Annotated in this window: 25 protein-coding genes; 14 read left to right on the top strand and 11 right to left on the bottom strand. The window is 52.5% G+C overall.

Features of this window, described 5'->3' with window-relative positions; all coding sequences use genetic code 11:
* Positions 1 to 38 precede the first annotated feature (38 nt).
* Together NWE93_07310 and NWE93_07305 are read left to right on the top strand one after the other, a co-directional pair.
* Positions 39 to 656, top strand: a complete 618-nt coding sequence (locus NWE93_07310; protein MCW4000030.1) for an endonuclease III — start codon at positions 39 to 41, stop codon at positions 654 to 656.
* Positions 614 to 2,581, top strand: coding sequence for an ATP-dependent DNA helicase (locus NWE93_07305; protein ID MCW4000029.1), 1,968 nt, complete (start codon positions 614 to 616; stop codon positions 2,579 to 2,581). Before NWE93_07310 ends, NWE93_07305 begins: the two co-directional genes overlap by 43 nt.
* Here NWE93_07305 and NWE93_07300 read toward each other — a convergent pair.
* On the bottom strand, positions 2,578 to 3,666 hold the full coding sequence (locus NWE93_07300) for a Clp1/GlmU family protein (GenBank protein ID MCW4000028.1): 1,089 nt from the start codon (positions 3,664 to 3,666) through the stop codon (positions 2,578 to 2,580). The genes NWE93_07305 and NWE93_07300 overlap by 4 nt on opposite strands.
* Entirely contained in the window at positions 3,641 to 4,297 is a 657-nt protein-coding gene (locus NWE93_07295; protein MCW4000027.1) for a hypothetical protein, read from the bottom strand. Before NWE93_07295 ends, NWE93_07300 begins: the two co-directional genes overlap by 26 nt.
* Before the next feature lie 72 nt (positions 4,298 to 4,369).
* Between NWE93_07295 and NWE93_07290 the strand changes: the two genes are divergently transcribed.
* Both NWE93_07290 and NWE93_07285 read left to right on the top strand, forming a co-directional pair.
* Positions 4,370 to 5,068 (top strand): AAA family ATPase, encoded by a 699-nt coding sequence (locus tag NWE93_07290; GenBank protein ID MCW4000026.1) that lies wholly within the window; start codon positions 4,370 to 4,372, stop codon positions 5,066 to 5,068.
* 6 nt (positions 5,069 to 5,074) lie between these two features.
* Complete coding sequence (locus NWE93_07285; GenBank protein MCW4000025.1) at positions 5,075 to 5,593, top strand: CDP-2,3-bis-(O-geranylgeranyl)-sn-glycerol synthase; 519 nt, start codon at positions 5,075 to 5,077, stop codon at positions 5,591 to 5,593.
* Positions 5,594 to 5,654: 61 nt separating this feature from the next.
* Here the strand turns inward: NWE93_07285 and NWE93_07280 are convergent, their stop codons facing one another.
* The 4 genes from NWE93_07280 to NWE93_07265 form a co-directional block, all read right to left on the bottom strand.
* Positions 5,655 to 6,083 (bottom strand): hypothetical protein, encoded by a 429-nt coding sequence (locus NWE93_07280; protein ID MCW4000024.1) that lies wholly within the window; start codon positions 6,081 to 6,083, stop codon positions 5,655 to 5,657.
* Between the two features lie 213 nt (positions 6,084 to 6,296).
* Complete coding sequence (gene topA, locus NWE93_07275) at positions 6,297 to 8,366, bottom strand: DNA topoisomerase I (protein ID MCW4000023.1); 2,070 nt, start codon at positions 8,364 to 8,366, stop codon at positions 6,297 to 6,299.
* A gap of 53 nt (positions 8,367 to 8,419) precedes the next feature.
* Positions 8,420 to 9,442 (bottom strand): glycosyltransferase, encoded by a 1,023-nt coding sequence (locus tag NWE93_07270; protein ID MCW4000022.1) that lies wholly within the window; start codon positions 9,440 to 9,442, stop codon positions 8,420 to 8,422.
* A 148-nt stretch (positions 9,443 to 9,590) separates the two neighbouring features.
* Positions 9,591 to 10,070 (bottom strand): hypothetical protein, encoded by a 480-nt coding sequence (locus tag NWE93_07265; GenBank protein MCW4000021.1) that lies wholly within the window; start codon positions 10,068 to 10,070, stop codon positions 9,591 to 9,593.
* Between NWE93_07265 and NWE93_07260 the strand changes: the two genes are divergently transcribed.
* The 3 genes from NWE93_07260 to NWE93_07250 are packed head-to-tail and all read left to right on the top strand — an operon-like array spanning position 10,057 to position 14,028.
* Positions 10,057 to 12,312 (top strand): hypothetical protein, encoded by a 2,256-nt coding sequence (locus tag NWE93_07260; GenBank protein MCW4000020.1) that lies wholly within the window; start codon positions 10,057 to 10,059, stop codon positions 12,310 to 12,312. The two genes, NWE93_07265 and NWE93_07260, sit on opposite strands and share 14 nt — an antisense overlap.
* A 16-nt stretch (positions 12,313 to 12,328) precedes the next feature.
* Entirely contained in the window at positions 12,329 to 13,192 is an 864-nt protein-coding gene (locus NWE93_07255) for a hypothetical protein (GenBank protein MCW4000019.1), read from the top strand.
* A 56-nt stretch (positions 13,193 to 13,248) separates the two neighbouring features.
* Entirely contained in the window at positions 13,249 to 14,028 is a 780-nt protein-coding gene (locus NWE93_07250; GenBank protein ID MCW4000018.1) for a YoaP domain-containing protein, read from the top strand.
* Between the two features lie 62 nt (positions 14,029 to 14,090).
* Here the strand turns inward: NWE93_07250 and NWE93_07245 are convergent, their stop codons facing one another.
* The 3 genes from NWE93_07245 to NWE93_07235 all read right to left on the bottom strand — a co-directional run bounded on the left by NWE93_07245 (position 14,091) and on the right by NWE93_07235 (position 17,363).
* Entirely contained in the window at positions 14,091 to 16,856 is a 2,766-nt protein-coding gene (locus NWE93_07245) for a DNA-directed DNA polymerase I (GenBank protein ID MCW4000017.1), read from the bottom strand.
* 118 nt (positions 16,857 to 16,974) lie between these two features.
* Positions 16,975 to 17,142, bottom strand: a complete 168-nt coding sequence (locus NWE93_07240; protein MCW4000016.1) for a hypothetical protein — start codon at positions 17,140 to 17,142, stop codon at positions 16,975 to 16,977.
* 77 nt (positions 17,143 to 17,219) lie between these two features.
* Complete coding sequence (locus NWE93_07235; GenBank protein MCW4000015.1) at positions 17,220 to 17,363, bottom strand: hypothetical protein; 144 nt, start codon at positions 17,361 to 17,363, stop codon at positions 17,220 to 17,222.
* A gap of 154 nt (positions 17,364 to 17,517) precedes the next feature.
* On the opposite strand from NWE93_07235, the gene NWE93_07230 reads away from it, so the two are divergent.
* Complete coding sequence (locus tag NWE93_07230) at positions 17,518 to 18,864, top strand: RsmB/NOP family class I SAM-dependent RNA methyltransferase (protein ID MCW4000014.1); 1,347 nt, start codon at positions 17,518 to 17,520, stop codon at positions 18,862 to 18,864.
* A 31-nt stretch (positions 18,865 to 18,895) separates the two neighbouring features.
* Here NWE93_07230 and NWE93_07225 read toward each other — a convergent pair whose 3' ends face one another.
* Both NWE93_07225 and NWE93_07220 read right to left on the bottom strand, forming a co-directional pair.
* Positions 18,896 to 19,801 carry a DUF4062 domain-containing protein gene (locus tag NWE93_07225; GenBank protein ID MCW4000013.1) on the bottom strand — a complete coding sequence of 302 codons (906 nt, stop codon included), beginning with the start codon at positions 19,799 to 19,801 and terminating at the stop codon, positions 18,896 to 18,898.
* Between the two features lie 83 nt (positions 19,802 to 19,884).
* Positions 19,885 to 20,460 (bottom strand): DUF488 domain-containing protein, encoded by a 576-nt coding sequence (locus NWE93_07220; protein MCW4000012.1) that lies wholly within the window; start codon positions 20,458 to 20,460, stop codon positions 19,885 to 19,887.
* A 197-nt stretch (positions 20,461 to 20,657) separates the two neighbouring features.
* Here NWE93_07220 and NWE93_07215 point away from each other — a divergent pair, with 197 nt between their 5' ends.
* The 6 genes from NWE93_07215 to NWE93_07190 all read left to right on the top strand — a co-directional run bounded on the left by NWE93_07215 (position 20,658) and on the right by NWE93_07190 (position 25,820).
* Complete coding sequence (locus NWE93_07215; protein ID MCW4000011.1) at positions 20,658 to 21,431, top strand: hypothetical protein; 774 nt, start codon at positions 20,658 to 20,660, stop codon at positions 21,429 to 21,431.
* A gap of 129 nt (positions 21,432 to 21,560) precedes the next feature.
* On the top strand, positions 21,561 to 22,337 hold the full coding sequence (locus NWE93_07210) for a hypothetical protein (protein ID MCW4000010.1): 777 nt from the start codon (positions 21,561 to 21,563) through the stop codon (positions 22,335 to 22,337).
* Positions 22,338 to 22,346: 9 nt separating this feature from the next.
* Entirely contained in the window at positions 22,347 to 23,180 is an 834-nt protein-coding gene (locus tag NWE93_07205) for a hypothetical protein (GenBank protein ID MCW4000009.1), read from the top strand.
* Positions 23,167 to 24,108 (top strand): hypothetical protein, encoded by a 942-nt coding sequence (locus NWE93_07200; GenBank protein MCW4000008.1) that lies wholly within the window; start codon positions 23,167 to 23,169, stop codon positions 24,106 to 24,108. The genes NWE93_07205 and NWE93_07200 overlap by 14 nt, the downstream gene beginning before the upstream one ends.
* Positions 24,095 to 24,922: a hypothetical protein gene (locus NWE93_07195; GenBank protein ID MCW4000007.1), complete on the top strand. Its 828-nt coding sequence runs from the start codon at positions 24,095 to 24,097 to the stop codon at positions 24,920 to 24,922. Before NWE93_07200 ends, NWE93_07195 begins: the two co-directional genes overlap by 14 nt.
* Complete coding sequence (locus NWE93_07190; GenBank protein ID MCW4000006.1) at positions 24,909 to 25,820, top strand: hypothetical protein; 912 nt, start codon at positions 24,909 to 24,911, stop codon at positions 25,818 to 25,820. Before NWE93_07195 ends, NWE93_07190 begins: the two co-directional genes overlap by 14 nt.
* Positions 25,821 to 25,850 lie beyond the last annotated feature (30 nt).

Raw genomic sequence — 25,850 nt, 5'->3', positions numbered from 1 at the left:
CGGCAACAATCCTAAAGACCCTACAGGAGACGCTGCCGATGCCGCGGCTCGTCAAAGCCAGCTCCGAAGCGTTCGAGACACTGGTGGCCACGATTATTTCGCAGAACACCGCCGACGCCAACACCGAACGCGCCTACCAAAAACTACAAGGCACCCTAAAAATCACCCCAAAAGCCCTCGCAGAAGCGCCAAAAAGCCAGATTGAGAACGCCATCAAAGTGGCGGGGCTCTGGCAAGCCAAGGCGGAAGCCATCCAAGCTGCCTCCAAAACTATCCTCAATCGCTACGGGGGCTCGCTTGACGCCGTCGTGGGCTTGCCCGTGGAGGAGGCGCGTAGGGCACTTATGGCGATGCAGGGCGTGGGGCCTAAAACCGCCGATGTGGTGCTGCTTTTCAGCGCTGGCAAACCCACCATCCCAGTGGATACGCATGTTAACCGCGTTTCAAGGCGGCTAGGGCTTGCCCCACAGACTGGTGGCTACGAAGTTGTGCGCCTGAGTCTGCAAGCTCATTTTGAAGCCAAAGATTACCTTTCTGTGCATCTGCTGCTCATCGGCTTAGGCAGGCAGTTCTGCAGAGCCCAAAAGCCCCTTCACTGCGAATGCCCAGTCAGATGCTACTGCCCATCCAACACCTGCGGAGGCGCCAAGCCATAAGTAAGCTGCCCCTGGAAGTCGCCGAGTACTTTCCCTACAGCGGCGCCCGCCCCCACCAAGACGAATTCATAGCCACCGTCAACCAAGCCGTCAACGACCGCAAAAGCGTGCTTATTGAGGGCGCCAACGGCTTAGGCAAAACCATCAGTTCACTCTCCGCAGTTCTGCCGGTCGCCATGAAGAAGAACCTTAAAGTCCTCTACGTTGCCCGCACACACCGCCAACATGACCGCGTCATCGAGGAACTCCGCGCCATCTACAAGCGCCGCCCCGTCACAGGCGTCTCCATCCGCGGACGCAACGAGATGTGCCTCAACGCCTTCGCCGCCAACGGCGCCTTCGACTCCAAATCGCTCATGGAGGTCTGCGAGCTGCTTAAAGCCAAGGGACGCTGCCCCTTCTATCGCAACGTGGATGAGCGCACATACGAGTATTTGCAGCTTCAGCAGCAGGTTGCCAGCCGCCCCTACATGGGCTCGGAGATTCTGCGTGTCTGCAAAAAAAAGGAGCTATGCGCCTATGAGCTAGTGAAGGGTGCAATCGGCGAAGCACGCGTTATAGCGCTCAGTTACCTCTACGTGTTTGATCCCCAGATCCGCACGGCTTTTCTTAAGAACCTTGAAACTGACCTCTCAAAAATTATCCTTGTCGTCGACGAAGCCCATAATCTGCCTGAAACCGCCATTGACATATCCAGTAACCAGCTTACGCTGTTTGTGCTTAAGGCGGCGGAGATGGAGGCGGAGAGATTCGGTTATAAAGACATCGAGGAGTTCACGCATTTCTTCCGCGGCGAAGTCGAGGCGATAACTGACAAAATCCATAAGGAAGAAATCATCTCGCCCAGCCGCATCATCGAAATCATCGAGAAGCAGGGCAACATCAAGCGCCCCAAAGAGTTCTTCGAGCACATCCACGAAGCCGGCATGGCTATCAAAAAAGCTCTTTTGGCAGACGGCAAGAACCCCCGCAGCTACGTTAACTCGCTGGGGGAGTTTCTGCAGAAGTGGGCGGAAACCATCGGCGACGAAGCCTACATCAACGTTGCCAGCAAATACTTCGGCAAAGACGGCGGCAAATCCGGCAAACTCGAAATCGTCGCGTTGGACCCCGCTAAAATCACCGAGCCGGTTTTCTCGGCAACCTACGCTAACGTGATTATGTCGGGTACGCTGCAGCCTCTGGAGGCTTTCGCCCGCATCACCAAGCTGCCGGCGAGCACGGTGCAGTTCCTGGCCGCTTCCCCCTTCCCGCGTGAACACGTGTTCTCCGCAGTCTGCAACGGCGTCACTACCTCTATGGAGAAACGCACGCCCAAAATGTACCAGACCATGATTGACCGCATAAACGAAGTTGTCAACAGCACCCCCACCAACACCGGCATCTTCGCCGCGTCCTTCCAGGTTCTAAATAGCCTGCTCTCGGAGGGACTGGAAAACCAGCTGCTAAAGCCCCTCTACCACGAGAAAAGCGGCATGACCAGCAAAGCCAACGAGAAGCTGGTCTCAGATTTCAAAGCCTGCGGAGACCGCGGCGGCGCAGTGTTCCTCGGCGTGCAGGGCGGACGCACCTCGGAGGGCGTGGATTTCCCCGGTAACCAGATGAACAGCGTCGTGGTTGTGGGGGTGCCTTACGCGGAGCCGACTCCCCGTGTGAAGGCGCAGATAGATTACTATGAGCGGCAGTTCCCCGGCAGGGGACGCGAATACGGCTACGTGTTGCCCGCCATGAAAAAGGCCTCCCAAGCCGCCGGCAGACCCATCCGCACACTCGACGATAAAGGCGCGATTGTGTTTCTGGATTTCCGCTTCGGCACCGCCTACTGCAAGAGCTTTTTGCCCTCCTGGATAACCAGCGGCATGAAAACACTCCCAGACAAACCCGGTTTGCTCGCGGATGAGGTGCGCTGCTTCTTTTCGCGTTAATCCTGATTTTCCTGCAGCTTACGGTTCAGCAGCACCTTGCCGAATGTAAGCCGCATAGGCTTATCTGTAACTGAGGTTTGAACCTTCAAGACGCGTCTGCCCACGTTGATGGCGCGCAGCACTCCGATGCCTAAAAATTTGGCTCCGCCTCCATAGAGCCCCACGAGGACGCCTTTGTCGGGCTCCTGCTTTTTAGGAACTGAGCCTCTGGGCTCCACTTTTATTTGGCTAAGCGGGTAACATTGGAGCTTGGCTTTTTTGAGGTAGCGGGCATAGGTCATTTCCCGGAGGACTTTGCGTTTCTCTGGGCTGCGGGGATTGAGGGCAGCTGAGGCTTCAATGAGCATCACCGGCTTAGCGGTTAAGCTGCCCCGTAGAAGCTCCAGTTCCCCCTGCACCTGCACGCCAACAATCAAATCAGGCTGAACAGCCGTAAGCAACGCTATCTTATAGAGCGCCGCCTCTGCACCGCTGATCCAGCCGTCAGTGTTAACTAAAATATAGTCTGCTCCCCTGGGGTAAACCTCGGTAAGCATCGCTTTAACTGCCTCGATGGCTTTGGCCTGCATCGTAGCAGGTGAGGTGACGCCGACGAAGAAGCCGTTTCGCATTCGCAGATTATGAAGCTGCGTTATATGCCTAGATGCCATGCCGTAGCCTACGGTGGCGGAGGGTCCGATGTCAGATTGCCCCAGGTCGCCGTCTACAACCGCTACTCTGCCGCCGGCTTCTATGAGTTTATTGAATAGGTAAGTGCAGAAGCTGCTTTTTCCCGAATCCGAAGCGCCTATGACCGCGATGACCACGGGTTTCTTCTCGATGCCAAGTGCGGATTGAACCGGCTGGCTCCATGAGGCGGGGACGGTGTTTCCCCCAAACTCCGCCACAGCCGCGTTGGCGCCCAGCAGCACCTCCACCTCAGCTGCTTGTTCAGCGTAGAAGGGCAGGCGTTTTCCTGTGCGGACTACGATATGCTGGTTTACCTTGATGGGGTAACCGAAAACCTCGACTTTTCCAGCGACTAGGCAAACGGATGCTGGTCCATCCACTAGTAGGGTGTTATTGGGCTGTATGGTCTGCCTCAAGTGTTTTTCTCCTCATCGCTTGGCGTCCTGTTCTGCCAGCTATACGGATAGCAGAGGATATATGTCTAATCTTTCGGCTGCGCCGGTGCTCTTTTAGCGGGCGATTGGTTCCCGCTTCCCCCACCACCTCTAAAGTGACCTGCGGTGGCAACGCATAGTCAAGTTCCTCTAGGATCTCACGGTAGACGGGGACGCCGTTGCCGATTTTCACCGTGACATCGGTAACTGCAAGATTAACTGTCCGCATTACCTTAAGAATGTTAGTGATTGTTTGGTGAATGCTATAGCAGTTCTCCTCCAAGATAACGATGCCATCCGCTATAATCGCCAACCCAGTGGCTTCGCCGGGGTCGATTCCCACGATGATTTTATTGTAGGCAGATTTGCCATGCAGCACCCGCATCACCTCAATCATCAACTGGTCCAATTCGGCTTCGCTGCGGAAAACCATCAGGGGCTCAAACAGCACTTTGGATTGCTCCTGCGGCGTAGTTAAAACCAGCTTTACCCTCGCCGGCACTGCCTCCCCCGGAATCAGGCTGGTAAATGGGATTGCGTGTTCCTTTAGCGCGTTAACTAAATAAAAGTAGGTTTTTCCCTGCACCGTTGCAACGGCAACTTTTCCCTTCATACACGCAATCCTTAACGTTTAAGTGCAAAACACCTTATTTATTTTCACATTAAATACGTTGACGTGAACTCCATGGCGCAAACAGCAACGGGCATAGAATGCATCGACAACGCCTTAGGCGGAGGCATCCAGCCCCAAACCATCACCCTAATCTATGGAGAACCCGAAACCGGCAAATCCACGCTGGCCATGCAATGCGCCCTCCACGCCGCCATGCAAAACCGAAAAGTGCTCTATGTGGACTGCGATAACACTTTTTCGGCAAAGCGGCTCTCGCAGCTTGCAGGTGACAGATTCGATGCGGTGGCCGAGCGGATTGTGCTGGTTAAGCCCCGGGACTTCCGGGAGCAAACCGCCGTGGTAGATCACATTGAAGACTACACTGTCAACGTGGGCTTAATCGTGATTGACACTTTCACTTCGCTCTACAGCGCCCAAGCCGCCGCCCACGCCAAAGCCTACAGTGTGAACCGTGAACTTAATCGGCAGCTGGCGATTTTGGCGCAGACCGTGAAAACCCGCCGTATCCCCCTTATCTTAACCAGCCAGGTCCGCAGTATAATGAATGAGGAAAACGAAAGCGTCCGCCCCGTTGCCACGCGTGTCCTCAAGTTCTGGGCTGACCTAATAATCGCGCTTAAACCCACCGAGTATCCTCCAGCAATCAAAGTGACCCTTGAGAAGGCTCCACAGCTTGTGGCTCAAAACATATGCTACATACAAATAGGGGAAGTCGGAATAAGAGATACACAATTCCCAAAGTACGGTTGAAACCCAATGGATGTTGCCCTCATAGTCGCGCAAGCCCTCATATTCATTTTCCCCGCTTATTGCGCCAACGGCACCCCCGTTCTGGCAGGCGGCGGCAAAAAGATGGATTTCGGCAGAAACTTTGTCGACGGCAAACGGGTCTTCGGCAACAACAAAACCTGGCGCGGCTTCTTCTTCGGTTGGCTGGTGGGCGTAGGCGTCGGCTTAGCGGAGGGCGCAGTTTTCGGTTTTGACAACTACCCCGTTGCCTTTGCCTTGCTGATTCCCCTCGGTGCCTTGCTTGGCGACTTAACGGGTGCATTCATAAAGAGACGCCTCGACATTGCACCCGGCGGGTTGTTGCCTGTCGTGGATCAGGTTGACTTCGTGGTGGGCGCCGTGGTGTTTTCTTTGCCGCTGGCTCTGGCAGGTTGGGCTGGCGTGAACTGGGCAGTGGCCATAACGGTTCTTTTGATTACTCCGCCGATTCACTTGTTCACTAATTACTTAGCGTATAAGCTTAAGCTGAAAAAGAACCCCTGGTAGAGCAAACCAGAAACATAAACTTAGAAACTATAGCTAAATTATTTGAAGAGAAGGGGAGCGTTTAGCTCGTTTTGAACAGGACTGCGCCTTCCAGGAATATGTATGAGAGCAGCAGGAAGGTAACGCCTATCACCAGCAGCATGTAGGCTTGCCGTGGCTTGTTGAAGTTTTTGGTGCTCTGGTAAACCGCCAGCATCCCCACAAAGCCCAATGCGTAGAGCGTTATGGCTACGATGGTGTCTGCCACGAACTGCTGGCTTATGTCCGGGTAGAGGAAGAAGAATTGCCCTGTAGTTGCACTGTAGCCTGAGGGCTGAATTGTTCCCGCGTTGATAAGGTCATAGAGGCCTCCGCCGAAGAGAAATATGGCGTAGGATATGCCGACGAGGGTTACTATGGTTGCTGCGGGTGCATTCTGGGTTAATTTGCGGAACCATCGACTCAGCGAAAACGACATGTTTTCGGAGGTTTTCTTCATTTTTCCAGACATAGCTGCTTTCTTCCTCATCCTCAAATAGGTACTGTGCTACTTCTTTAGCCCCTTCTCCAGTTAATGAATTTTTCTGAAAGCCAACAAAATATCGCCTCAACGACGCCCTAGATGCCCTCAGCCAAACCACGCATCGCCAAAAAACCCAACCCCTAAACCCCATGATACTGCGGCGAAAACCCGTTCTTGGCTAACCAGCGGTGGCTTTCCCGGTCAGGACTGCTTTTTCGCCTTCGAGGAACACTGGGGATTAAGGCATAGCCGCCATGCTTTGCGCCCCCGCATATACACCGCCACGACGGGTGCACCGCAGCTTTTGCAGGCATCAGGCAACGGCTTAACCGTCCCCGTCTGCGGCAGCGGATAAGTCACCTTGCATTTGCCCTCGAAATAGCCCATGCAGCCTACAAACCGCTTCCCGCTTTTTTTGGAACGCAAAACAACCAGTTTCCCACCGCACCCGGGGCATTTCCCAACGGTTTTTTCCTCTTGGCGGGCATCCGCGATTGCCCTGCTTAGGTGGGCTCCGACCTGTGCCTCTTGGCTTTTAAGGGCGGCAGTGACTGCTTTGAGGGTTTCCACGGCCTCTGAAAGCACCTGCTGCTTGGTTTCTTGGCCCCTCTCAATCTGCTCCATCTTTGCCTCCAGCGTCCGCGTCATCTCAGAGGAAACCAACGTTGGGCAATATTGTTCTAGAACCTCCGTGACTGAGAGCCCTAAATCGCTGACGGATAGGCTGTCGGCTCCGTTTAGGTAGCGGCGCTTCTGCAGTATGTCGATGATGGCTGCCCGCGTGGCTTTGGTTCCGATTTCCTCCTTCTCCATCTTCTGGAGGAGGCTTCGGGGGTTATATCGGGGCGGCGGCTGCGTAAAATGCTGCCTGACCAATAGGCGCTTAACATCCACGGGGCATCCCTCAGCTAAAGGCGGCACCGCATCATCTTTCAGTGCAACATAGGGCCTGTAAAGCTTAAACCAGCCTTCCCGAAGCGTCCGCGCCGCCGCAAAGCCGAAGGGGACATCGTTGAGGTTTACGGTGGCGTTGATGCATTGGCGCAATGCGGGGTCGCCGAAAACCGCTAGAAACCGCTTAACCACCAGGTCGTAAACATTTTTCTCTGCTGACCCTAGGGGTTTCTGTGCAAAGTTGCCTGTGGGGTAGATAGCTGGGTGAGCCGGGTCGGTTTTTTTGCCCTCATTAGGCTTGAGGTCCGCTTTAACGAGCAGTTCAGCGGCGTGTTTGCTGTAGCTGGCGGCTCGGGTTAGTTTCCCCAGTATGCCCCGATAGCCGATGGACGCTGGGAGCTTTTGGCTGCTGGTCCGGGGATAAGAAACCAGCGCATCAAGGTATAGCCGCTGAAGAATGCTCAGCGTGCGCATGGGGGTGTAGCGGAAATGCTTGTAGGCTTCGCTTTGCAGGCTGCCAAGGTCAAAGGGCACCGGCGGCGCCACAAAGCACTCCTTAGCCTCCACCGACACGATTATGCCCTGCCTGGTTCTGCAGCTGTCCCGCAGCGCGGTTGCCTCCGCCTCGGTTTGGATGGATTTGCCATATTCCACATCAAAAGCCACGTCGCCCACAGCTACCTTCGCGGTGAGGGTCCAGTAAGGCGAGGGCACAAACCCTCGGATTTCCCGTTCTCGCTCCTCTAAAAACCTCAATGTCGGTCCCTGCACCCGGCCCGTGCTTAAGGTGGCGTATTGTCCGCTGCTGTTTTTGGCGGCTTGGGTGAGGGCGCGGGAGAGGTTTATGCCAAAGAGCCAGTCCAGTTCATGCCGGGTTAGCCCCGCCTCGATAAGCCGGAAATCCAGGTGGGGCAGCAGATGCGCGTAGGCGTCCTGTAGTTCCTCCTCGGTTAGGGTGGAGTACTTCATGCGTTTAGCCACTGCGTCTTTGCCGCTGCAGGCGTAATGCAGAATGCTAAAGCCGATGATGCTGCCCTCCACGTCGAAGTCGCAGGCATCCACAAACGCCTCAGCATCCAATGCAAGCTTGCTGATGACGTCTAGCCACACCCGGATATGCTTGGCTTTTCGCTCAGCTACGTATCGGGGGACCCATCGGTAATCGAAAACTGGGTAGCCGCGGGTGCCCTTCTGGGCGGTGATGGTGTAGAGGTGCCCCAGCGCCGGAACAACCATGATGTCGCCGCCGCGGTTGGCATGGTAGATGGGGACGCCGTTTTTCAGGGATTTTTTGGGGCTGCCTTGCTCGTCGAGGGCGGTTGCTATGCGGTTTGCTGCATCGGGTTTTTCGGTGATGATTAAGGTGTACTTACTCAAGCCTTTCATGCCCTAATTGGATGGGGTAACTGTTACGTAACTATGCAAGTTGGCTACTTGGGTTTTGATATCTTGTATTTCACCCAGTAAACCGCCACCCACAATGCGTTGGGGATGCCTACCAGCAGACTCAAAGCAAACGCCCTAAATCCCCTGCCTGCGCCTCGCCGCCGGATCTGCAGCGCCAAATAAAACAGGGCGTAAGCTGGGAATATCAGGGCAGCGATGAGGTTCTGCGCTATTAGCCCATACAGCGTCAGGGCTAAGGCGGGGAGGTAGAGCAGATAGAACACGTAGCGTTTGTATTGCCAGAAAAAGTTGCGGCGCCACCCCCTCTGGAATGGGTAAGCGTAGACCTGCACCTTGGATTTTTTGCGGATGCCCTTCAAGGCGTCGCCAAAGGACATGTCGATGCAGATGTCGCTGTAGGCCACGTTAAACATGTTAACATCTAAAACCGTGATGTTGGGATCCAGCATTAAACGGAAACCCTGCTCGCGGGCGCGTAGACAGAAATCCGTGTCCTCTTGGATGGTGAGTTGCTCATCGAAGGAAACCGCCTTGGCTAGTTTCTGGGTGAGCAATGATTGCCCCATCATCGCCGCCTTGATTGTTTCTGTTGGCTTCTGCGGCTGATCCGTTGGAGCGGTGATTTCCCGGATTTTTTCTGCAATCTCATCGGTTGATGCAACGGTGATTTGCCTCACCACAGCCGACATCAAATCGGCCCCTTCCCGCTGCAACGAATCAACAAGCCTTGAAACGGCGTCTTGGGGCATGATTACGTCGCTGTCCCAGAACAAAAGCAGCTCCCCCCGCATCTGGCTGAGGCAAATATTTCGGCCTTCGGGTATGTTGCATTTCTTGACGATGACTTGGTAACCCTCGAAATCGGATTGTTTAAGCATGGTTTGTGCATGTTGTGCGGTTCCATCTTTGCTTTCCCCGTCGACAAAGAGCACGTATAGGCTGCTGTGGGGGTAGGTTTGGCTCTGTATGGAAGCCAGCATTTTATCAATTATCCACGCGCGGTTATACGCGACGATTCCGATGGTGATAAGCGGCGTTTTATTCAAGCAATCCACATCTTAGGTCAAAGTCGCCTGCTGAGGGATAAATAACTTTCCCAGAAAACTGATAAATACCGCGGCAACATACCCCTATAACATTCAGGATGGTTGGGATGCCGCAACGTGTCATCTGTCATGGCTGCAGTCATGTCCTCTACGAAGGAGCAGAACTCAAGCCTCCCGACGAAATAATCCAGTTGAGCGGTGGAAACTGCCCTAAATGTGGGCGCAAACTTTCTCTGCTGCCTATCGATGTAGAAGTTAAGCCGGTAAACAAGCGATAAACATTCTTCGCGTGCTTATCCTGTTGCGGCTGTCCAAAACAGAGTTCTAAAATGGCTTGCAGTGGGGGCTGGGGTGTTTTGCCGAAAAGCTGTTTTTGCATGAATTTTTGGTTTGTTTTGTGGGCTTGACGCTTTTTCTTGTTCGCCATGGATGCGGGGTTGCCGATTAGTTCAGGGGCGAGTTGATGAACAGCTGAAGCTTTCAAACCCCCTGCCTCATTGTTTTGGAAAGCCATAAATAAATCTGCAATGTGTAAAATAGTACAATCTAAAACTACATTGGAAAGAGAGATGGCTAAAGTGGGGGAATCAATTAAAGAAAGGCTTGGCAATGGCTTGTCAGTCTTCAACAGAGTAGGCATACAGGTAAGCCACGGCACAATCCTCGCATACGCAGCATTAATCCTTATTCTCTTTATCGCCTTTACCGTACGCATTTTGCCGCTTCGCTGGGAAAACCTTGCTGCAGGCACAGCCTACCTTAACGAGTTTGACCCCTACTATCAATTGAGCTTAACCAAGCATATGGTGGAGTTTGGTCCGCTTTCCCCGTATTATCCGACTCCATGGTTTGACATGATGAAATGGTACCCTAACGGCTTAGACATGTCTGGCGCATTGCCCTCTCTGCCCATGACCGCGTGGGCGCTCTACAGCATAGCTTCGGTGTTCGGCAGCTTTGATTTGATGACTTTCTGCTCGATTCTACCGGCATTCATAGCGGTAATATCCTGCACCATCCTCTACTTACTGGGCAAAGACATGGGTGGACGCACAGTCGGCTTATTCGCAGCCCTGTTCCTTGCAGTTGCCCCCTCGTTCCTTCAAAGAAGCTCCCTGGGATTCTTCGACACAGAAGTCCCCGGTGTCTTAGGTTTAGTCCTGTTCATTTTCCTGTTCCTGCGTTCCTTAGATGGCAACCGATCGCTTAAGGGCTCTCTGTTCTATTCAGTCGGCGCGGGTTTAGCGCTGGCATACTTCATCGGCGGCTGGGGCGCAGCTTACTACATCATCGGCTTATCCGTGCTCTTCGTATTCGCGATGGTGCTGCTCCGGCGCTACAGCCAAAGACTGCTCATCAGCTACAGCATAACCTTCGGCTTGGCTCTGTTCATCGGCATGCAGGTACCCTACCTCTCATTTAACTATCTGGTGTCAGCCGTAGTGCTGCTTGTAGCTGCTGGGTTCGTGGTGCTTCTGGTAGCTGAGCTTCTACGCAACAACATAACCGTCCGAAACAAAATGACGCTGGTTGCCGGCTCCGTGGTTGCGATAGTCGCCGTATTCGCCGTGTTAGCCGCCACTGGCGCATTAACTAGCCTAGCTGGAAAATTCATCACGGTCCTTGACCCCTTCATCCGCTCAGCATCTCCACTCATCGATTCAGTGGCTGAGCAGCGCATTTCAGCATGGGGCAACCTCTACATCGAAATGGGCGTCAGCATCCTCTTCTTCCTCGTCGGCTTCTACTTCGTACTCAAAAAGCCAACCAACCGAAACATCTTCCTGCTGCTCTTCGGTGCAACCGCACTTTACTTCTCAACCTCCATGGTTCGGTTGCTGGTTATTTTAGCGCCGGCTTTCGCGATAATCGCGGGCATAGGCATCGTTGGCTTAATCTCGCCCTTCTTTAATATGCTGCAGGAGGCACCGCGGATGGTTGTGAAGGCTAAACGCAAAATGCCCCGGGTCAGCAAAGAATTCGGCGGCATCGCTGTCCTCGTCATATTCATGCTGCTGGTGACCAGCTTAGCGTTTTCGCCCCAAACAGGCGGAACCCCCCGAGCGGTCTCCCAGGCCTATACCCCAACTGCAATTAGCGCCTCAAGTTTGCCAGTGGGCGGAGCAAACCTCAACGAACCCATCACTGCATGGCTTGACGCGCTCGAATGGCTTGACACCAATGCGGCGCCATCCGACGTTGTTGTGATGTGGTGGGACTATGGCAACTGGCTTACCGACATAGGCAACGTGACCAGCCTGGCGGATAACACCACAAGTAACAGCACGCAGATAGAGAACGTGGGCTTCGCATTCATGGGAAACGAAAATCAGACGCTGCGTATGCTTTCAACCTACGATCAGTCCCGCGTTAAATACATCGCTGTCTTCCTCACCTTAACCTTCTACCAGAATTCCTCCTCGACTTCAAGTTCAGGTGGAGAGTACATTGCGTACCCCGCTGGCTTTGCTGATGAAGGCAAATGGTACTGGATGGCAAGAATCTCGGGGCAAGCCCAGCAGCGCTTCATAGATTCAGGTTTCGTCAGCGCGGCAGACTCATGGGCCAATGAATCCGCATTCGGCTCCTCTGATCAACAAACAGGCACCTGGGTATGGAACAATAAGGGCTTAAGCAGCACCGTCTTTAAGCTGCTAAACAACGCCGAAGCCACCTACTGCAGCGTAATGCAGGCAGCCGGCGTAAACTTAACCCCTGACCAGACCGTGGCGGCGCCGACATACTTCAAGCAAGCCTACTTCTCAGGCATAAGCGCCTCGCCCAGCCAATACGGCGGAATCGTCCCGATAGTAGCTATCTACGAAATCGATTGGGACGCATACAACGCCGCCGTCGGAGCAACAGGGTAAGTAGGAAGCGACCGAAGTGTTCCCCAGGGTCCCTGACCAGCATAAAGTCGGTCGCCCCCTTGTTCCCTGGGGTTTAGGCGTTTTTTACGTCCTATTCACCACCGTTTATCTTTTCTTGGTTTACTTTTTACAGCAAAGCACAAACCCTGAACCTGTCTCCGCAGCCTTCACCCTTGCAGCATGCATCCTATTCGGCGGCTTCATGGGAATGATGGATGACTGGATTGACCTAAAATGGCGCTACAAAGCATTCATGCCCCTAATCGCGGCGTTGCCACTCATTTACTACGCCCAGTTTATCGGTGCACGAACAACCATAACTCTCCCATTCGTGGGCATGATAGATTTCGGCGTCGCCTACTTCTACATAATAATACCCTTAATCGTCATGATCGTGACAAACACAGTGAATCAGCTTGGCGGCTTAAACGGGCTGGAATCAGTATGCCCCGCCATAGTCATCGCTGGCTTAATGGCGTTCTCCCCCAACTGGATCTTAATGCTGGGGCCCCTGCTATTCTGGGTGGTTCTAGCCGTCCTGAATTTCTCAGGCAAAATCTTTGTAGGTAACACAGGCTCGTTTGCAATCGGCATGACAGTGGCTTCCTTCGCAGTTATCTCTGATTTGAAAGTGAACCTGTTTATCTCGATAATCCCATTTGTCTTCAACTCCGCCCTCATTTTGCTCTCCGCGTTTTTTGTGCATAAAAAAGCAGCTGTGGTCTTCGATGGCAAACGCCTCAGCTCGGATAGCCGCAAAAGCCTCGTCACCACCATAACCTACCATCGCCCTCTTACGGAACGCCAAATCGTCGTCATCATCGCAGGCATAGTTACCCTATTCACCCTGCTCTCGGCGCTGGTTTACCTCTTCACTTAAGCCGGAAGCTAAACCCTTAAACTATCAGGCATCCCCTTTACTTGTGGAGAAACCGTATGCCACAAAACCTTCCTTCAAGCGACACCACAATCATTGATTTGACACCTGACAACATTGCGGACTGGGGCGTCTGCGGCTACAAAGACGTAGCCAAGCACCTGGAGTTGCAACGCAAAATCGCCTGGTTCAAACAGTACTACCCGCTGGGGCTGCGCATCAAGGCGCTGGTTTCAAAATCCGGCGGCTACCAGGGCATGCTCGAGTACATCCCCGGCAAATACGCGCATCGCCCCGTTCAAGCCGACGGCTACATGTTCATACACTGCATTTTCGTGGGTTTCAAAGGCGAATTCAAGGGCAAAGGCCACGCCTCCCGAATGCTTGACCTCGTTATTGCGGAAGCCAAAGACGCAGGCATGAAAGGCGTAGCGGTAGTCACCCGCAAAGGGTCGTTTATGGCTAAAAAAGACATTTTCATAAAAAAGGGCTTCCACGTAGTTGACCTCGCTAAACCCGACTTCGAGCTTTTAGCCCTCAAATTCCGCGCCGACGCAGAAGACCCCAAATTCAAAGTTGCCTCCACCGCCGACTACGCTGAAGGCTTAACCGTCATTCGCTCGCCGCAGTGTCCCTACTCGGTGAAGAATGTAGATGCGATTTTGGAGACAGCTAAAGAGATGGGGCTGAAAACCAAGCTGCTTGACTTCGATACTGCCGAGTCGGCTCAGCAGTCACCCTGCGCCTTTGGCACATTCTGCATAATTAAAGACGGCAAAATCCTCAGCCATCACCCCATAAGCAACACGCGCTTTGAAAACATCATAAAGAAAGCCTAACCAGACGCAGATAATCCTTGAGCCCTTTTTACGAGGGAGGGAGAGACTGGCGGAGCAGCAGCCTATGCGCCTAGAAAGCTGGCTAGCCGCGTCATGCCTATGATTTCCTCAAAGTTCAGCCCCAAAGCATCAAGCACCTGATCAAAAGTGGACTGCAGATACGCCACGTACTTGTCCACGTCGACTTCGTTGCGTGAGGTTAACTCAACGGGTTTTACGCCTGCGTTGTCTTCGGCGGATGCATTGCGGTTTCCCGGCTTAAGCACCTTCACGAAGCTGATTTGGTCGCCTGAGCGGATTTCTTTGCCGTTCTTCTGCAGAATCCTTGCGGCTTTCACATGCTGCGGCGTGGTTTTGGTGTATCGGTCAAGGTCGTCGCCGAGGACCATGTGGAAGGCTAAATCGTTCATGTCTGCCCATTCGCGGCGCTTAAGGGTGTTGTAGCGGTCGCGGACGATGTTAGCGATGTCTTTTTTGGCTTTCTCGAAGTCCTCGGGGTTCTTAACCTGTGCGAGGCGAGCCTTCATTTGGTTAAATGCGTCTTTGATGAAGAGGGGAATATGCTTTTTCTTGCCCGTTAAGCCCTTCACGTCCACGGTGCCGTCCTCGAGTACGCCCAGATAGTTCTTTTTGCGGCTGCTAAACACGGCGTAGCGGTAGGTTTTCTCCATGTCGATGCCCATGCCCAACTCGTGTTCGGTGTAGTGGATGACGTCTTCGATTTGTTCGCGTGTGGGGTTTTTGAGGAAGACGCTGTCGGTGTCGCCGTAGAGCACCGTGATGCCTACGGTTTCGGCGTGTTTGAGGATTTGGGTGATGCTGTAGCGTCCGATGGCGGCGGTGGCTTCTGCGACGGGTGGACAGTAGAGGTCAAAGCTGTCGGCGCCAAATACACCGTAGCTGGCGTTTAAAATGACTTTAAGCGCGCCCTGCGTGATGCCATACCAGCTGCGGAGCTCCGGCGGCAACGTTTTGTCTTTGGCGCGGCTCTTGTACCAGCGCACACGCAAATCGCGGAGTGAACCGATGAGGAGGCTTTCGAGGGCGCGTTTTTCGGTGCAGACCCAGTGCTGGGTGTCGGGGATGGTGTGGGCTTTGCAGCCGGGGTGGTTGCAGCAGATGGATTGGTAGCCCAGATTCCAGACTTTGATGATGGAGGGGTACAGGCTGGGAAAGTCCATGACTGCCACGTTGAAGTGCACGCCGGGTCTTGGCTCCACCACGATGGCGCCCTTGTATTTTTTGCCCTTAATCACGGCGGTGGTTGAGGTTTTGCCTTTTTTGGTGAGGATGTCTTCGGCGTTGGGGATAAGCAGGCCCTTTTTGCGGTGTTCGCGTTGCATAAAGTTGCGGATCCAGCGGCTTACGCCTTGGCGGCTCACGTCCTCCATGGGCATGCTGGAGATGCGGGAGAGCACCAATATGAGTTTCATGGCGGAGTCGTTGTCGTAGCTGGTGAGTTTATAGGTGATTTCGCTGTCCCGCAGGCAATACGCAGCGAGTTCGCTGTAGCTGAGGTCGCCGAAGTCCTTGTCAAGCTTGATTTTGGGGGTGCCGATCAACGCGTTGCCGACGTCGTCGAGGCCCACGTCTTTGTATTTGCCGCCGTAAGCGTAGATTTGGACGCTACGGTTGAAGAAATACTTGTAGAGGTCAATGTGGATGCCGCTGCGCAGCAGGCAGACGCGTTTGCCGATTTCGATGGGTACGTCTTTTTTGTAGAAGCCCAAGTTGGCGGCGCGGTGAGCCAGATAGCGCAGGTCAAAGTCGTCGCCGTTAAAGGTCAAAATAAAGGGAAACTCATCGAGCACATCAAAGACCTTTTTCAGCAGCTCCATCTCGGTTTCGCAATACTCCACCTGCAGCCCCGCCGTCAACGCTGGGTCACCCATCACCATGCCCTCGCGTTTAAGCACCAGCACTTTTTTGTCTCCGTCGCTGCTGTAAATCGAACATGCGATGACGGGACAGATGCCTTCGCGGGCGTCGGGCACGCGGCTAGCAAGAGGCGAGTAAACCTCGATGTCTATGGCGGCTCGGCGAAACATCGGCGCGGGATACTCAAGCAGCTCAGCCCACATCTCCGCGTACTCCTGTTCCTCCCCTGTGCAGTCCTTGAAGAGGCCCCGGATTTTGGTGAGGTTCTCAGATGCGGCGTGGTTGGCGACTTGGATGAGGCTGCCGTTTTCCACCTTGTACTCCATGCCGGGCATTAATCGGCGGTCGAAGATGTATGATTGGTAGTATTTGATTTTGGATTCCCAGATTTTAGCTCCTGAATCCTGCATGCGGGCTCCGAAGACTCCAGGGAAATCCTCTGGGATGATGTCTCGGATGGTGCCGGCTGGTCTGCCGCCGATGGCTAGGGGGTCTTTGCAGACGATTTTTGTAACCTCGACGGCTTTATCGTTGAGGGGGTCGATGCGCTGCTCGGTTTCGTAGTGATCAAAGCCCTCATGGGTCTTCACCCTCTCGAAGAGCTCCATTTCCTGCTTTGCTATGCTGGTTAAGCAGTAAGGTAAATGTCCGGTGTTATCGTACCAGAAGTAGATTTGCCCCATCTCCGGCTCATAGAGCTTGATAACTGCCTTGCGCTGTTTGCCGTCGTAGCTGGCGGAAACAAAGTAGCAGGGCGGCAAATTATCGGGGGCAACAGGCGGGTAAGGCAGGCGTTCCCGTTTCTTGGGTTTAACCGCCACCGTGGGCTCCTCGGGCTGGGGGCTGGGCGGCAATGCTTGGGGCTGGGGGGGCGGAGCTGGCGCTTTCTGCTCTGCTTTAGGCGCAGGCATAGCTGGTTGACTGAACCATTTGTCGAGTGTGCTTGCCATCCCACTTAACCTTGCTTGTTAAGTCAGCGTGGCGCCTAAAAGTGTTTACTAAACAAAACAGCCAGAATAACCCATACATCACATGGGCAGAATAGACAGGAAATAGCCAAAAACCATGTTAGAAAACGTAGAGTTCTCTTCGTGTGCTGCGCAGATTCGGGTTATGTTTTTGGTGGCGGTGGTTTTCAACTTCTTTTTTGGTGTCGAAGATTTCTCCGCATTCCACGCACATGTACTGTCCCGCATGGGTCTGCGGTGTGCATCTGCGCCTGATTGGTTGATTCAATCAACTTGCACCTCTAGCATATAAGGAAAAGGAGAAAGAGGCTTAAACTATTGTGTGTGACCAAATCCGCACGCACATTACTCCTCCTCGTATTCTTTGCCTTCCTCTATGAGTTCACGGACACGTGGACCACCTTTAGCGCCGCCTCTGCGTCCAGCTTCCTGCACCGTCATTTTTCCCCTGTTTGTGTCCATGTCTTCGGTTCTGCGGTTTTTCGACAAATAGGTCACCTCCATTTTGGGAGCATTTCCGGAACACAGGGGTCTAGCACCTTGGAGACTTCATAAATATATGTGGCTGTTCATGTGCAGTTACATCAGGTTGCCCTAAAGCCCTTATTTAGTAGCAACGCATTTGGTTTGGTTGTGAAAAAACTTGCTGCGGGAAACCTACACAGTAGCCATTGAAACCTTAAGCTGGATGGAGATGCGGCGCCTCAACGAACGCTCCGCGCTGCTTCGGACCACCCAGCAGCTGGGCATAAACAATCCTCAGGCCATACGCCTCGCCTACAGCCTCGTGGTGGAGACGACCCGCCGCAAAAACCTCATCGACAAACTCATCAACGCCGTCTTGGCGCCAAAAACCCTCGGTGACTATCAGCAGGGCATCCAGGCGTTTCTGCGGCTCTACGTGTACCAGACCCGCGTAGCCAAGAACTGGGGCAAATATCACCTTAAAGAAGCCGAAAACATCGCAAGCCTGGGCCGAGCCATCTTGGGCTGGCAGGTCATGCGTGAAGTCGAGCCGTATCTGGGTTTCCTGTTAACGCGCCAGGTCGCCCCCCTCATCGCTGAGGCGCCAGTCGCCGAGAAAATCGCGTTGCAAACCTACAATCCCGTCTGGTTTGTGGAGTACTGCTTTAAACTCTTCGGCAAAGAGCAAGCAGCCGCGTTTCTGCAGGGCAACCTTAACCCCCCGCCCACCTACATCCGCCTCAACACCCTCGCCGCATCCGAAGAGGAAATCCAAACGAAACTCGAAGGCGAAGGCATCAAGCTCCAAAGGGTCCCCGACCTCAAATTCACCTACCAAGTCACCGAGCAAAAAGCCACGCTGAACACCTCGCCGAGCCTTAAAGCGGGGCTCTTCTACGTGCAGGATAAAGCCAGCTGCTTTGCGACGCAAGCCGCCAACCCGCAGCCGGGCAGCGTCGTGTTTGATGTTTGTGCGGCGCCGGGAGCCAAAACCACCTATCTTGCGCAGCTTATGGGCAACAGCGGCAGCATCGTTTCCGTGGATTTCTCGGCTAAGCGCATGCGGACTTGGCAGCGGGAGACGGCTCGGATGGGCGCGGAAAACGCGGAGGCTTTGGTGGCGGATGCACGGGTTTCGGTGCCGCTCAAAGGGCAAGCTGACCTTGTTGTTTTGGATCCGCCCTGCACCAGCACAGGCGTCTTTGGCAAGCAGCCCAGCGCAAAGTGGCGGCTGAGCACAAAAAGCATCCAGAACATGGCGGCGATCCAGCAGAAAATGATCAATAACTGCGCGGAGAAAGTCCGCGTCGGCGGCGCTTTGGCGTATTCGACCTGCAGCGTCACGCTCGAGGAGAACGAGGGCGTAATCGGCCAATTTCTGGCGGCGCATCCAGAGTTTAAGCTGGTGGAGATAGAACCCAAAATCGGCTTGCCCGGACTGGCGGGCCTCACAGCGTGCCAGCGCCTCTACCCCCACATCCACCACTGCAACGGATTCTTCATAGCAAAACTACAAAAACAATAGACTTTGATGAACTGGTCAGCGTAAACTCGCCTTACTTGAGTACGCTTTCCATTTCAAAATCAATGTATTTACTTAGGAACAGTTGTTTTTTGTTTTTTAATGTAACCCTACAGGTACAAAGGAAAGGTCCATAGGCTGAAACTGAAATGCCGATTATACCACCGCTATTTGTAATGTTAAATATTTTATCATCCCATTTTGGTCCCAAGAAAAATTCGGCATGGTCAATGTCCTCCAACTCATAAGAGTCCAACGACTGCGCTTGATGTCTCAAGAGATAAATCGCTATGTCAAATTTTTGGTTTTTTGTTCTTGACGGTTTAATGGTGTGAGCGATGAAAGTGAATTTACACTCTTCGTAGACTCCCTGCCTAAATTCATTCCATTCACCAATAGTTTTAATGTCGCATGATTTTGAAGATGGGCTGTCTTTTTCAAATGTTACTTGTGAAACATGTTTCAAACTTAGGAGCTGTAGCTCTCTTCCTAAATCTGCTGCGACTTGTGCCGCTAATTCGTCCTTGTTAGAGAAAAATGAACAAATGTGGTCTGCTTTTAGTCGGTCTTTCAGGCTGCGTAGCTTAATTTTTACCTCTCCATCATCGAGCTTAGAGGGGAGCCAAGGCGCATCTTCATTGACTAAATAGATAAATCGTTTGAGTCCTACTGCGCTTGCCATTTCGTATTCTGCTTCAATGATTGATTTGCTCTGGCCTTTTGGAATAAAACCATATCTGTGAGCATAAATTCCTACAAAGAAATCGCTTTCTTCACGTATTAGTCGTAAGCACTCATCTAAAGCTCTTTCATCTCTTGCGCCGAAGTGCTCCATGGAAATGTCAATGTGCCCAAGTTTTCTTATTGCTTCCCGCACGGTAGCACGATAGTCTTTCAAATCAGTGAAAGTCGAGGAAACGAAGATACGTTGTTGGTTCATTTTTCTTCCTCGGTTACTATTACCTCTGCTTCCTTGCTTATTTGATTTATCAAACCTCTATACGAGGAACTTCCAGCTTCAAACTAACTTCCAAAATCCCCCAGTGTCCGCTGCGGGGTCTCTTTGGGGTAAAGCGGATACGTTACTTTGGTGCCCTCCACATGTGCGAGTTCGCTTAGGTGGTGGGTGATGGTGCTGGTTTTGCTTATGATATGCAGCACCCGGATGCCCCGTGCAGCCAGCGCGTCGGATATGAGGTTTCGGTGGCATTTCCAGGGCAGCGCCTCCGCGCACATAAGCGCCATGCAGTTGCTCCTTGAGAGCGCCACGATTTTTAGGAGTTCCTCGCTGAATTCTTTAGTCTGCATGAAGTCGGCGTAGCCGCGGAAACTCGGGTTCTCCAGGGCTTGGTTGATGCTGTCGCGTTTGGGGTGGCGCAATCCTCCGATGCCGGGAAGGTGGATGTATCTGGTGCCGGCGGCTTTGAGGTGCTCGGGCAGGGTTTCTTTGTTGAATTGGGGGTTGTGGCGGCTGCGGGGCACCGTACGCACGTCGATGAGCACCGTGACGCCGTAGGTCTGCAGCAGCTCCAAGAATTCCTCCAAGGTGCGGGTGCTGTGCCCGATGGTGTACACGGCGTTCTCCTGCTGCTGGCTCAAAGCTGTCCCTCAAGGTATAGTGGGGGTTTTTGGCTATAAGACTTAGCCGGGGGCAGCTTAGTTTAGAATCCTTGACAAGGCTTAGTCAAGAAACCTGAACAAGAAGGCTTTTTATTTACTTCCCTTCAGCTTTAATTATGTCTAAGCACAGCAAACCCTGGTTGCTTGTATTGTTTGCTTTGTTACTGTCCTCTTTGTTGGCTGGAACAACTTTTGCTTCCTCTATCGCCACTCCGTCTGTTCCCACGTTCACCCTTGCCTTCATCGACAAATCGTATGATGTTTTACCAACCACGACTGTGGACCCTTATAATGGACAAAACATAACTGTCGACGGCTACCACGTTAAAGCTTCCGCGATAGAAATTCACATAAAAAACGAGGCGTTTAGCCCCTTCACGGCAGACTCAGGCGCGCAAGTTAACTACTACTATAACATCCGCTGGAAAGGCCATTTCGAGGACGAATGGATTTCCGCCTTCGCAGCCAACTACGGGTCAGGGTTTTTCCCCCGTGCCGCGGGGTCGGAAACTGTGTTTTCCACCGATGGCCAATACACCTGCGGTTTCCATATCCCCGTCACCGCTGATTTTTCACCAGGCGACCAAATTGACTTCCAAGTGCAAGCAATGATAGGTTACATCGTTGACCCCGGACCCTTTGAATCCGAGGTTTTCGAAGGGAAAACAAGCGGCTGGAGCAGCACCCAAACGTTAAAAATCCCCAAAGAAGCCTCCGCAACCACCAGCACTCCTACCTCCACTGCAACCGAGACGCCTGATCCAAGTGCAGCCCTACAAAACCCAACCGAAGTCCCTGCTCGACCAGTGACGGAGTCAGACTTGCCATTTGGGCTGGATTTACGCGATTTTGCTCTTGTGTTGTTGGCGGTGCTGGTTCCGGGGCTGTTTTTGGTTCTGTGGGTTATGCGTAGCAGAATCAGGGGTTTGGAGCGGAAACAAAGCGGCTGAGATGGTGTTGAGCATTCTCAAAACCACCCATTTTGGTTTTAGTCCAGAATCCTTGACAAGGCTTAGTCAAGAAACCTGAACAAAAAATCTTTTATCCAAAAAAATGCCACGCAAGTATGAGGGAATGACTTGAAAAAACATCTGGTCTACGCTTTTATAGCGCTGTTAGTTTCAAGCCTGTTTGCTGCCGGATACGCGTTAGCAGAAGCAACCCCTGTGCAGCCACTGTCCAGCCCCGTCATCATCGCCACCCCCACCCCTCCCCCATTGCCAACGACCACTCCCACCTCCACACCCACTCCCCCGCCTACACCGGTACCTAGCATATCTTTGGATTATGAGGAAGTCAGCCAAGCAACCGACGGCGATGAAACAGTGGTGACCTTGCGTGTTACGGCTTCGTACAATTTTGGGGAAACCGTGACCTACAATTTTGGGGATTTCGTTTTGGACATTCGATCTGCAAGAGGCGGAATAGAAGACACTTTTCATGTTTACCTGCTAACAGGCACCGCGCAGCCCCTTGAAACCGGCAGCGTAACCGTCGGCGCCACCAACCCCCATGCAGAGTTCACGTTGACTTTTCGGTTCTCAACAATCCAGAGCAGCTATGGCGGACCAACGCACTTTGCATACTACGAGTTAGTTTACAAGGCAAACGCCGCTTCCCCAGCGCCGCAACCCACAACCCCATCTACCCCCACGGATTCCCCCACCACTACCCCTTCCCCCGTCAGCGGTGACCATCCAGTTGCCTTGGACTTTGAACAAACCGCCATCGTGGTCTTTGCAATAGTGGTTGCGCTGTTAACCCTAGCGGTTGTGGTTTTGCTGAATCGTAGAAAAACCAGAAATAGCTTAGACAAGAAACCTATACAAGAAGGCTTTAATTCAAAAACCTATTGAGACATACCTATGGGCAGAACAAGAAAGGCTTCCACGTTCGCTTTTTTGCTGGTTTTATTAGCTGCCAGCTTATTCCCCGCTGCCTTTGCCCAGTCAATTCCTAAGCCGAAAGTGCCCGAGTTCACCGTCGCATATGTTGATTTATCCTACGATGTCCCCGCAACCACAAGCATAGACCAGTACTCGGGAAAAACGGTGACTACCCCTGGCTACCATGTCATGAACCGAACCCTGCAACTCGCCATCAAGAACCAACCGTTCACCTCAACTTTGCTGGATGGGCAAAACGTCTCTTTCTATTACAACGTCAAAGTAAAGGGGCAATACACCAGCGACTGGATAACCGTCTATAACCCTGACCTTTATTATCCAACCCAATCAGCATCTGATACCACAGTCCTGTATTACTTGATAGACCGAAACGAGTATCCCTTCTGGGACCACCTCGTTGACGGCGGAACCGTGGACTTCCAGGTTCAAGCATTAATTGGCGCTGTGCATCGCATCTCCAATATCACTGGAGGGAACCAGGACCCATTGGATATGTTTCCCTGGGTGTTTGAGGGGGAAACAAGCAGCTGGAGCAGCACACAGACAATAAGCATACCTGAGGACTCAGTTTTTGCCTCATCTCAACCTGGCCAAACGAGCTCCCAAACCCCAGATACCAACGCGCCTACATCATCAGCAATAGAATATACTCAATCAGACGCTGAATTCAATTGGCTAGCTGTTGCCGCTTCTGTTATTGTAGGAATTGTAGTTACTTTGTTGGTTGTGTTTCTTGTTCTGATGCATCGAAAAATTAGGGTTTTGGAGGCAAAGCAAAGTGGCGCTGAATAAAACCTGCAGCTTTTTCCTGATTGCGTTGCTGCTGGGCGGAGTAGCTTTCAGTTATTTTGGTGTAGTAGGCGCCGAATCTACTCCTAAACCGTCAGTGCCAGAGTTCACAGTAACCTTCGTTGATGCCTCTTATGACACTCCAGCCACGAGCACATATTCTACAGACCAGTTTACTGGAAAGCAAGTAGTAACTACCCAACCTGGGAGTCATATCCAAATTAAGTACCTGGAAGTTGCCATAAAGAACCAGCCATTTGCGCCAACAAGATATGGGAACGAAACACTGCAGTTGATGTTTGATGTACGGTGGCGAGGACACTTTTCCGAAAGCAACTACTGGTTTAGTATAAACACAACTTCCTACTATGGGGCATTCCTGTTAGCAGACCAGGCTAACGCCGAGGACCAGCAGAGTCCACTTGCAGAGACAACGAAGATGAAAATAGGCTTCAAAAACAATAATGGCACAGGAGAATTTGGCCCATACAACACCTTTAGAATTCCTGACCCTACGTCTGGCGGGGAAGTAGATGTTCAGGTTCAAGCGTTCATCGGCTACTATACACAGGAACCCATTCAATTTACGGTACCCCCTTCTATGGATAGCCCTCGAACCTACAACCTTTTTCATGGCCAATCAAGCGGCTGGAGCAGCACCCAAACGTTAACAATCCCCAAAGAAGCCTCCGCAAATACCAGCCCTCCTACCTCCACTGCAACCGAGACGCCTGATCCAAGTGCAGCCCTTCAAAACCCAACTGAAATCCCTGCTCGGCCAGTGACGGAATCCGCTTTGCCTTTTGGGCTGGACTTACGCGATTTTGCTCTTGTGTTGTTGGCGGTGCTGGTTCTGGGGCTGTTTTTGGTTCTGTGGGTTATGCGTAGTAGAATCAGGGGTTTGGAGCGGAAACAAAATGGCGCTGAATAGGGCATGCAGCTTTTTTCTGATTGCGTTACTGCTCTGTGGGGTAGCCCTCAGTTGTCTGGGCGCTGTAAACGCTCAAGCATCCATACCTAAGCCGTCAGTGCCCCAGTTCACCGTAACCTTTGATGGTCCCTCTTTTACGCTGAACACGACTTATCATTTAGACCAAAACACAGGCGAAGTCGTCGCTGACATCGGCTACACTAACCAGTACAGCTACCTAGTTTTAACCATAAAGAATCAACAGTTTGACTCTTCCCATGGGGAGCTCTATTATCAAATCCAAATAAAAAACCAGAATACCGGCCATCAATGGCAAAATGTCACCTATGACGGTCCCAACCCAAAGCAGACAACAAACTCCGAGGTCACCGAATTAACCCTCAGCATACAGGGTCAATGGGGTGTACCAAATCTTGCAGGTACCCAAACTGAAATTCAGGTTCGAGCAATGTTAGGCGACTTCTATTATGGGCATGTCTACGTTTTTGGCGGATGGATGTTTAGTGGGGAAACAAGCGATTGGAGCAGCACACAGAGCGTCAGTGTTCCAGCAAATGTCCCGTTAGGTTCCACTTCAACCCCCTCTTCCATGTCAACCCCGACACCTATACCCGCTAATTCGGTTGTTGTCTCCCCCTCGCCAACTGCAACCGTTGCCCAATCAGCCACGGCATCAGATGCACCCCTATTGAACTGGATAGAGCCGGTTGCTTTTGCTGTGCTGGTTGCCGTGGTTGCGCTGCTGGTTGTGTTTCTTGTTCTGATGCAAAGAAGAATTAGGGTTTTGGAGGCAAAGCAAAGTGGCGCTGAATAGAACCTGCAGCTTTTTCCTGATTGCGTTGCTGCTTGGTGGAGTAGCCCTCGGCTGTTTAGGGGCAATAAGCGCTGAATCTGTACCTAAACCAGCGGTGCCCCAGTTCACCATAAAATATGTCCCTGCAAGTTACAGTACTACCACCACCGACCCCTACACGGGCCAAACCACAACCACACAGCACCCCAACCGGACCATACAAATAACCATGACAAACCAGCCCACAATAGGCAGCAACCACTCAATCTACTATAACATTCGTGTTCGACCGCATTTTGAGGGTAACTGGACGGAACTATACCCACTTTGGAAGCTGCCTACAGCGCGATACGATTGGGACACAGAAACATGGACTTACTCCCAGTACCTATACACCCAAGAGATGCCGCTGGCGCTCCAAACACCCATCCAATCAAGCGGTCAATACACCACCGTAAATTTGCCTCTAGACGAAAATCCACGATACCCCCTAAGTCATCTGCCCGACAGCGCTCAATTGGACTTCCAAGTAGAAGCATTAGTTGGGCACGCCGCGCAAAGTTGGGCGATTCAGCATCCGCTTAATCCAGAGTATGGCGGTTACTACGTGGATTCAGTGGCTTATGATAGCGATAGCGGCTGGAGCGGCACCAAAACAATAAACCTCGCCGATTCCTCAGTCACCATTCAAGCCACGCCAAACCACACCTCCTCACCTGACCCCACGTTACCTTCTGCCTCATCCCCGCTACCAACAGCAACATCGGCTCAGCCAGAAGGCACTTTTGAGGTTCCCCCGTTAAGCTGGATAGAAATTTCTGCTTTCACTGGATTGGTGGTTGTGGTTGTTTTGTTGGCTGTGTTTGTTGTTGCTTTAAGCCATAAAGTCCAAGTGTTGGAGGGCAAGTTGGCAACATAGTAGCATGCAATCTTTCCACCTAAGACTTCA

The organism is Candidatus Bathyarchaeota archaeon (genome assembly GCA_026014735.1).
Classification (GTDB): Archaea; Thermoproteota; Bathyarchaeia; order Bathyarchaeales; family Bathycorpusculaceae; genus Bathycorpusculum.
Note: the sequence above shows the minus strand (reverse complement) of the source record. Positions and strands in the feature narration are given on the sequence as shown.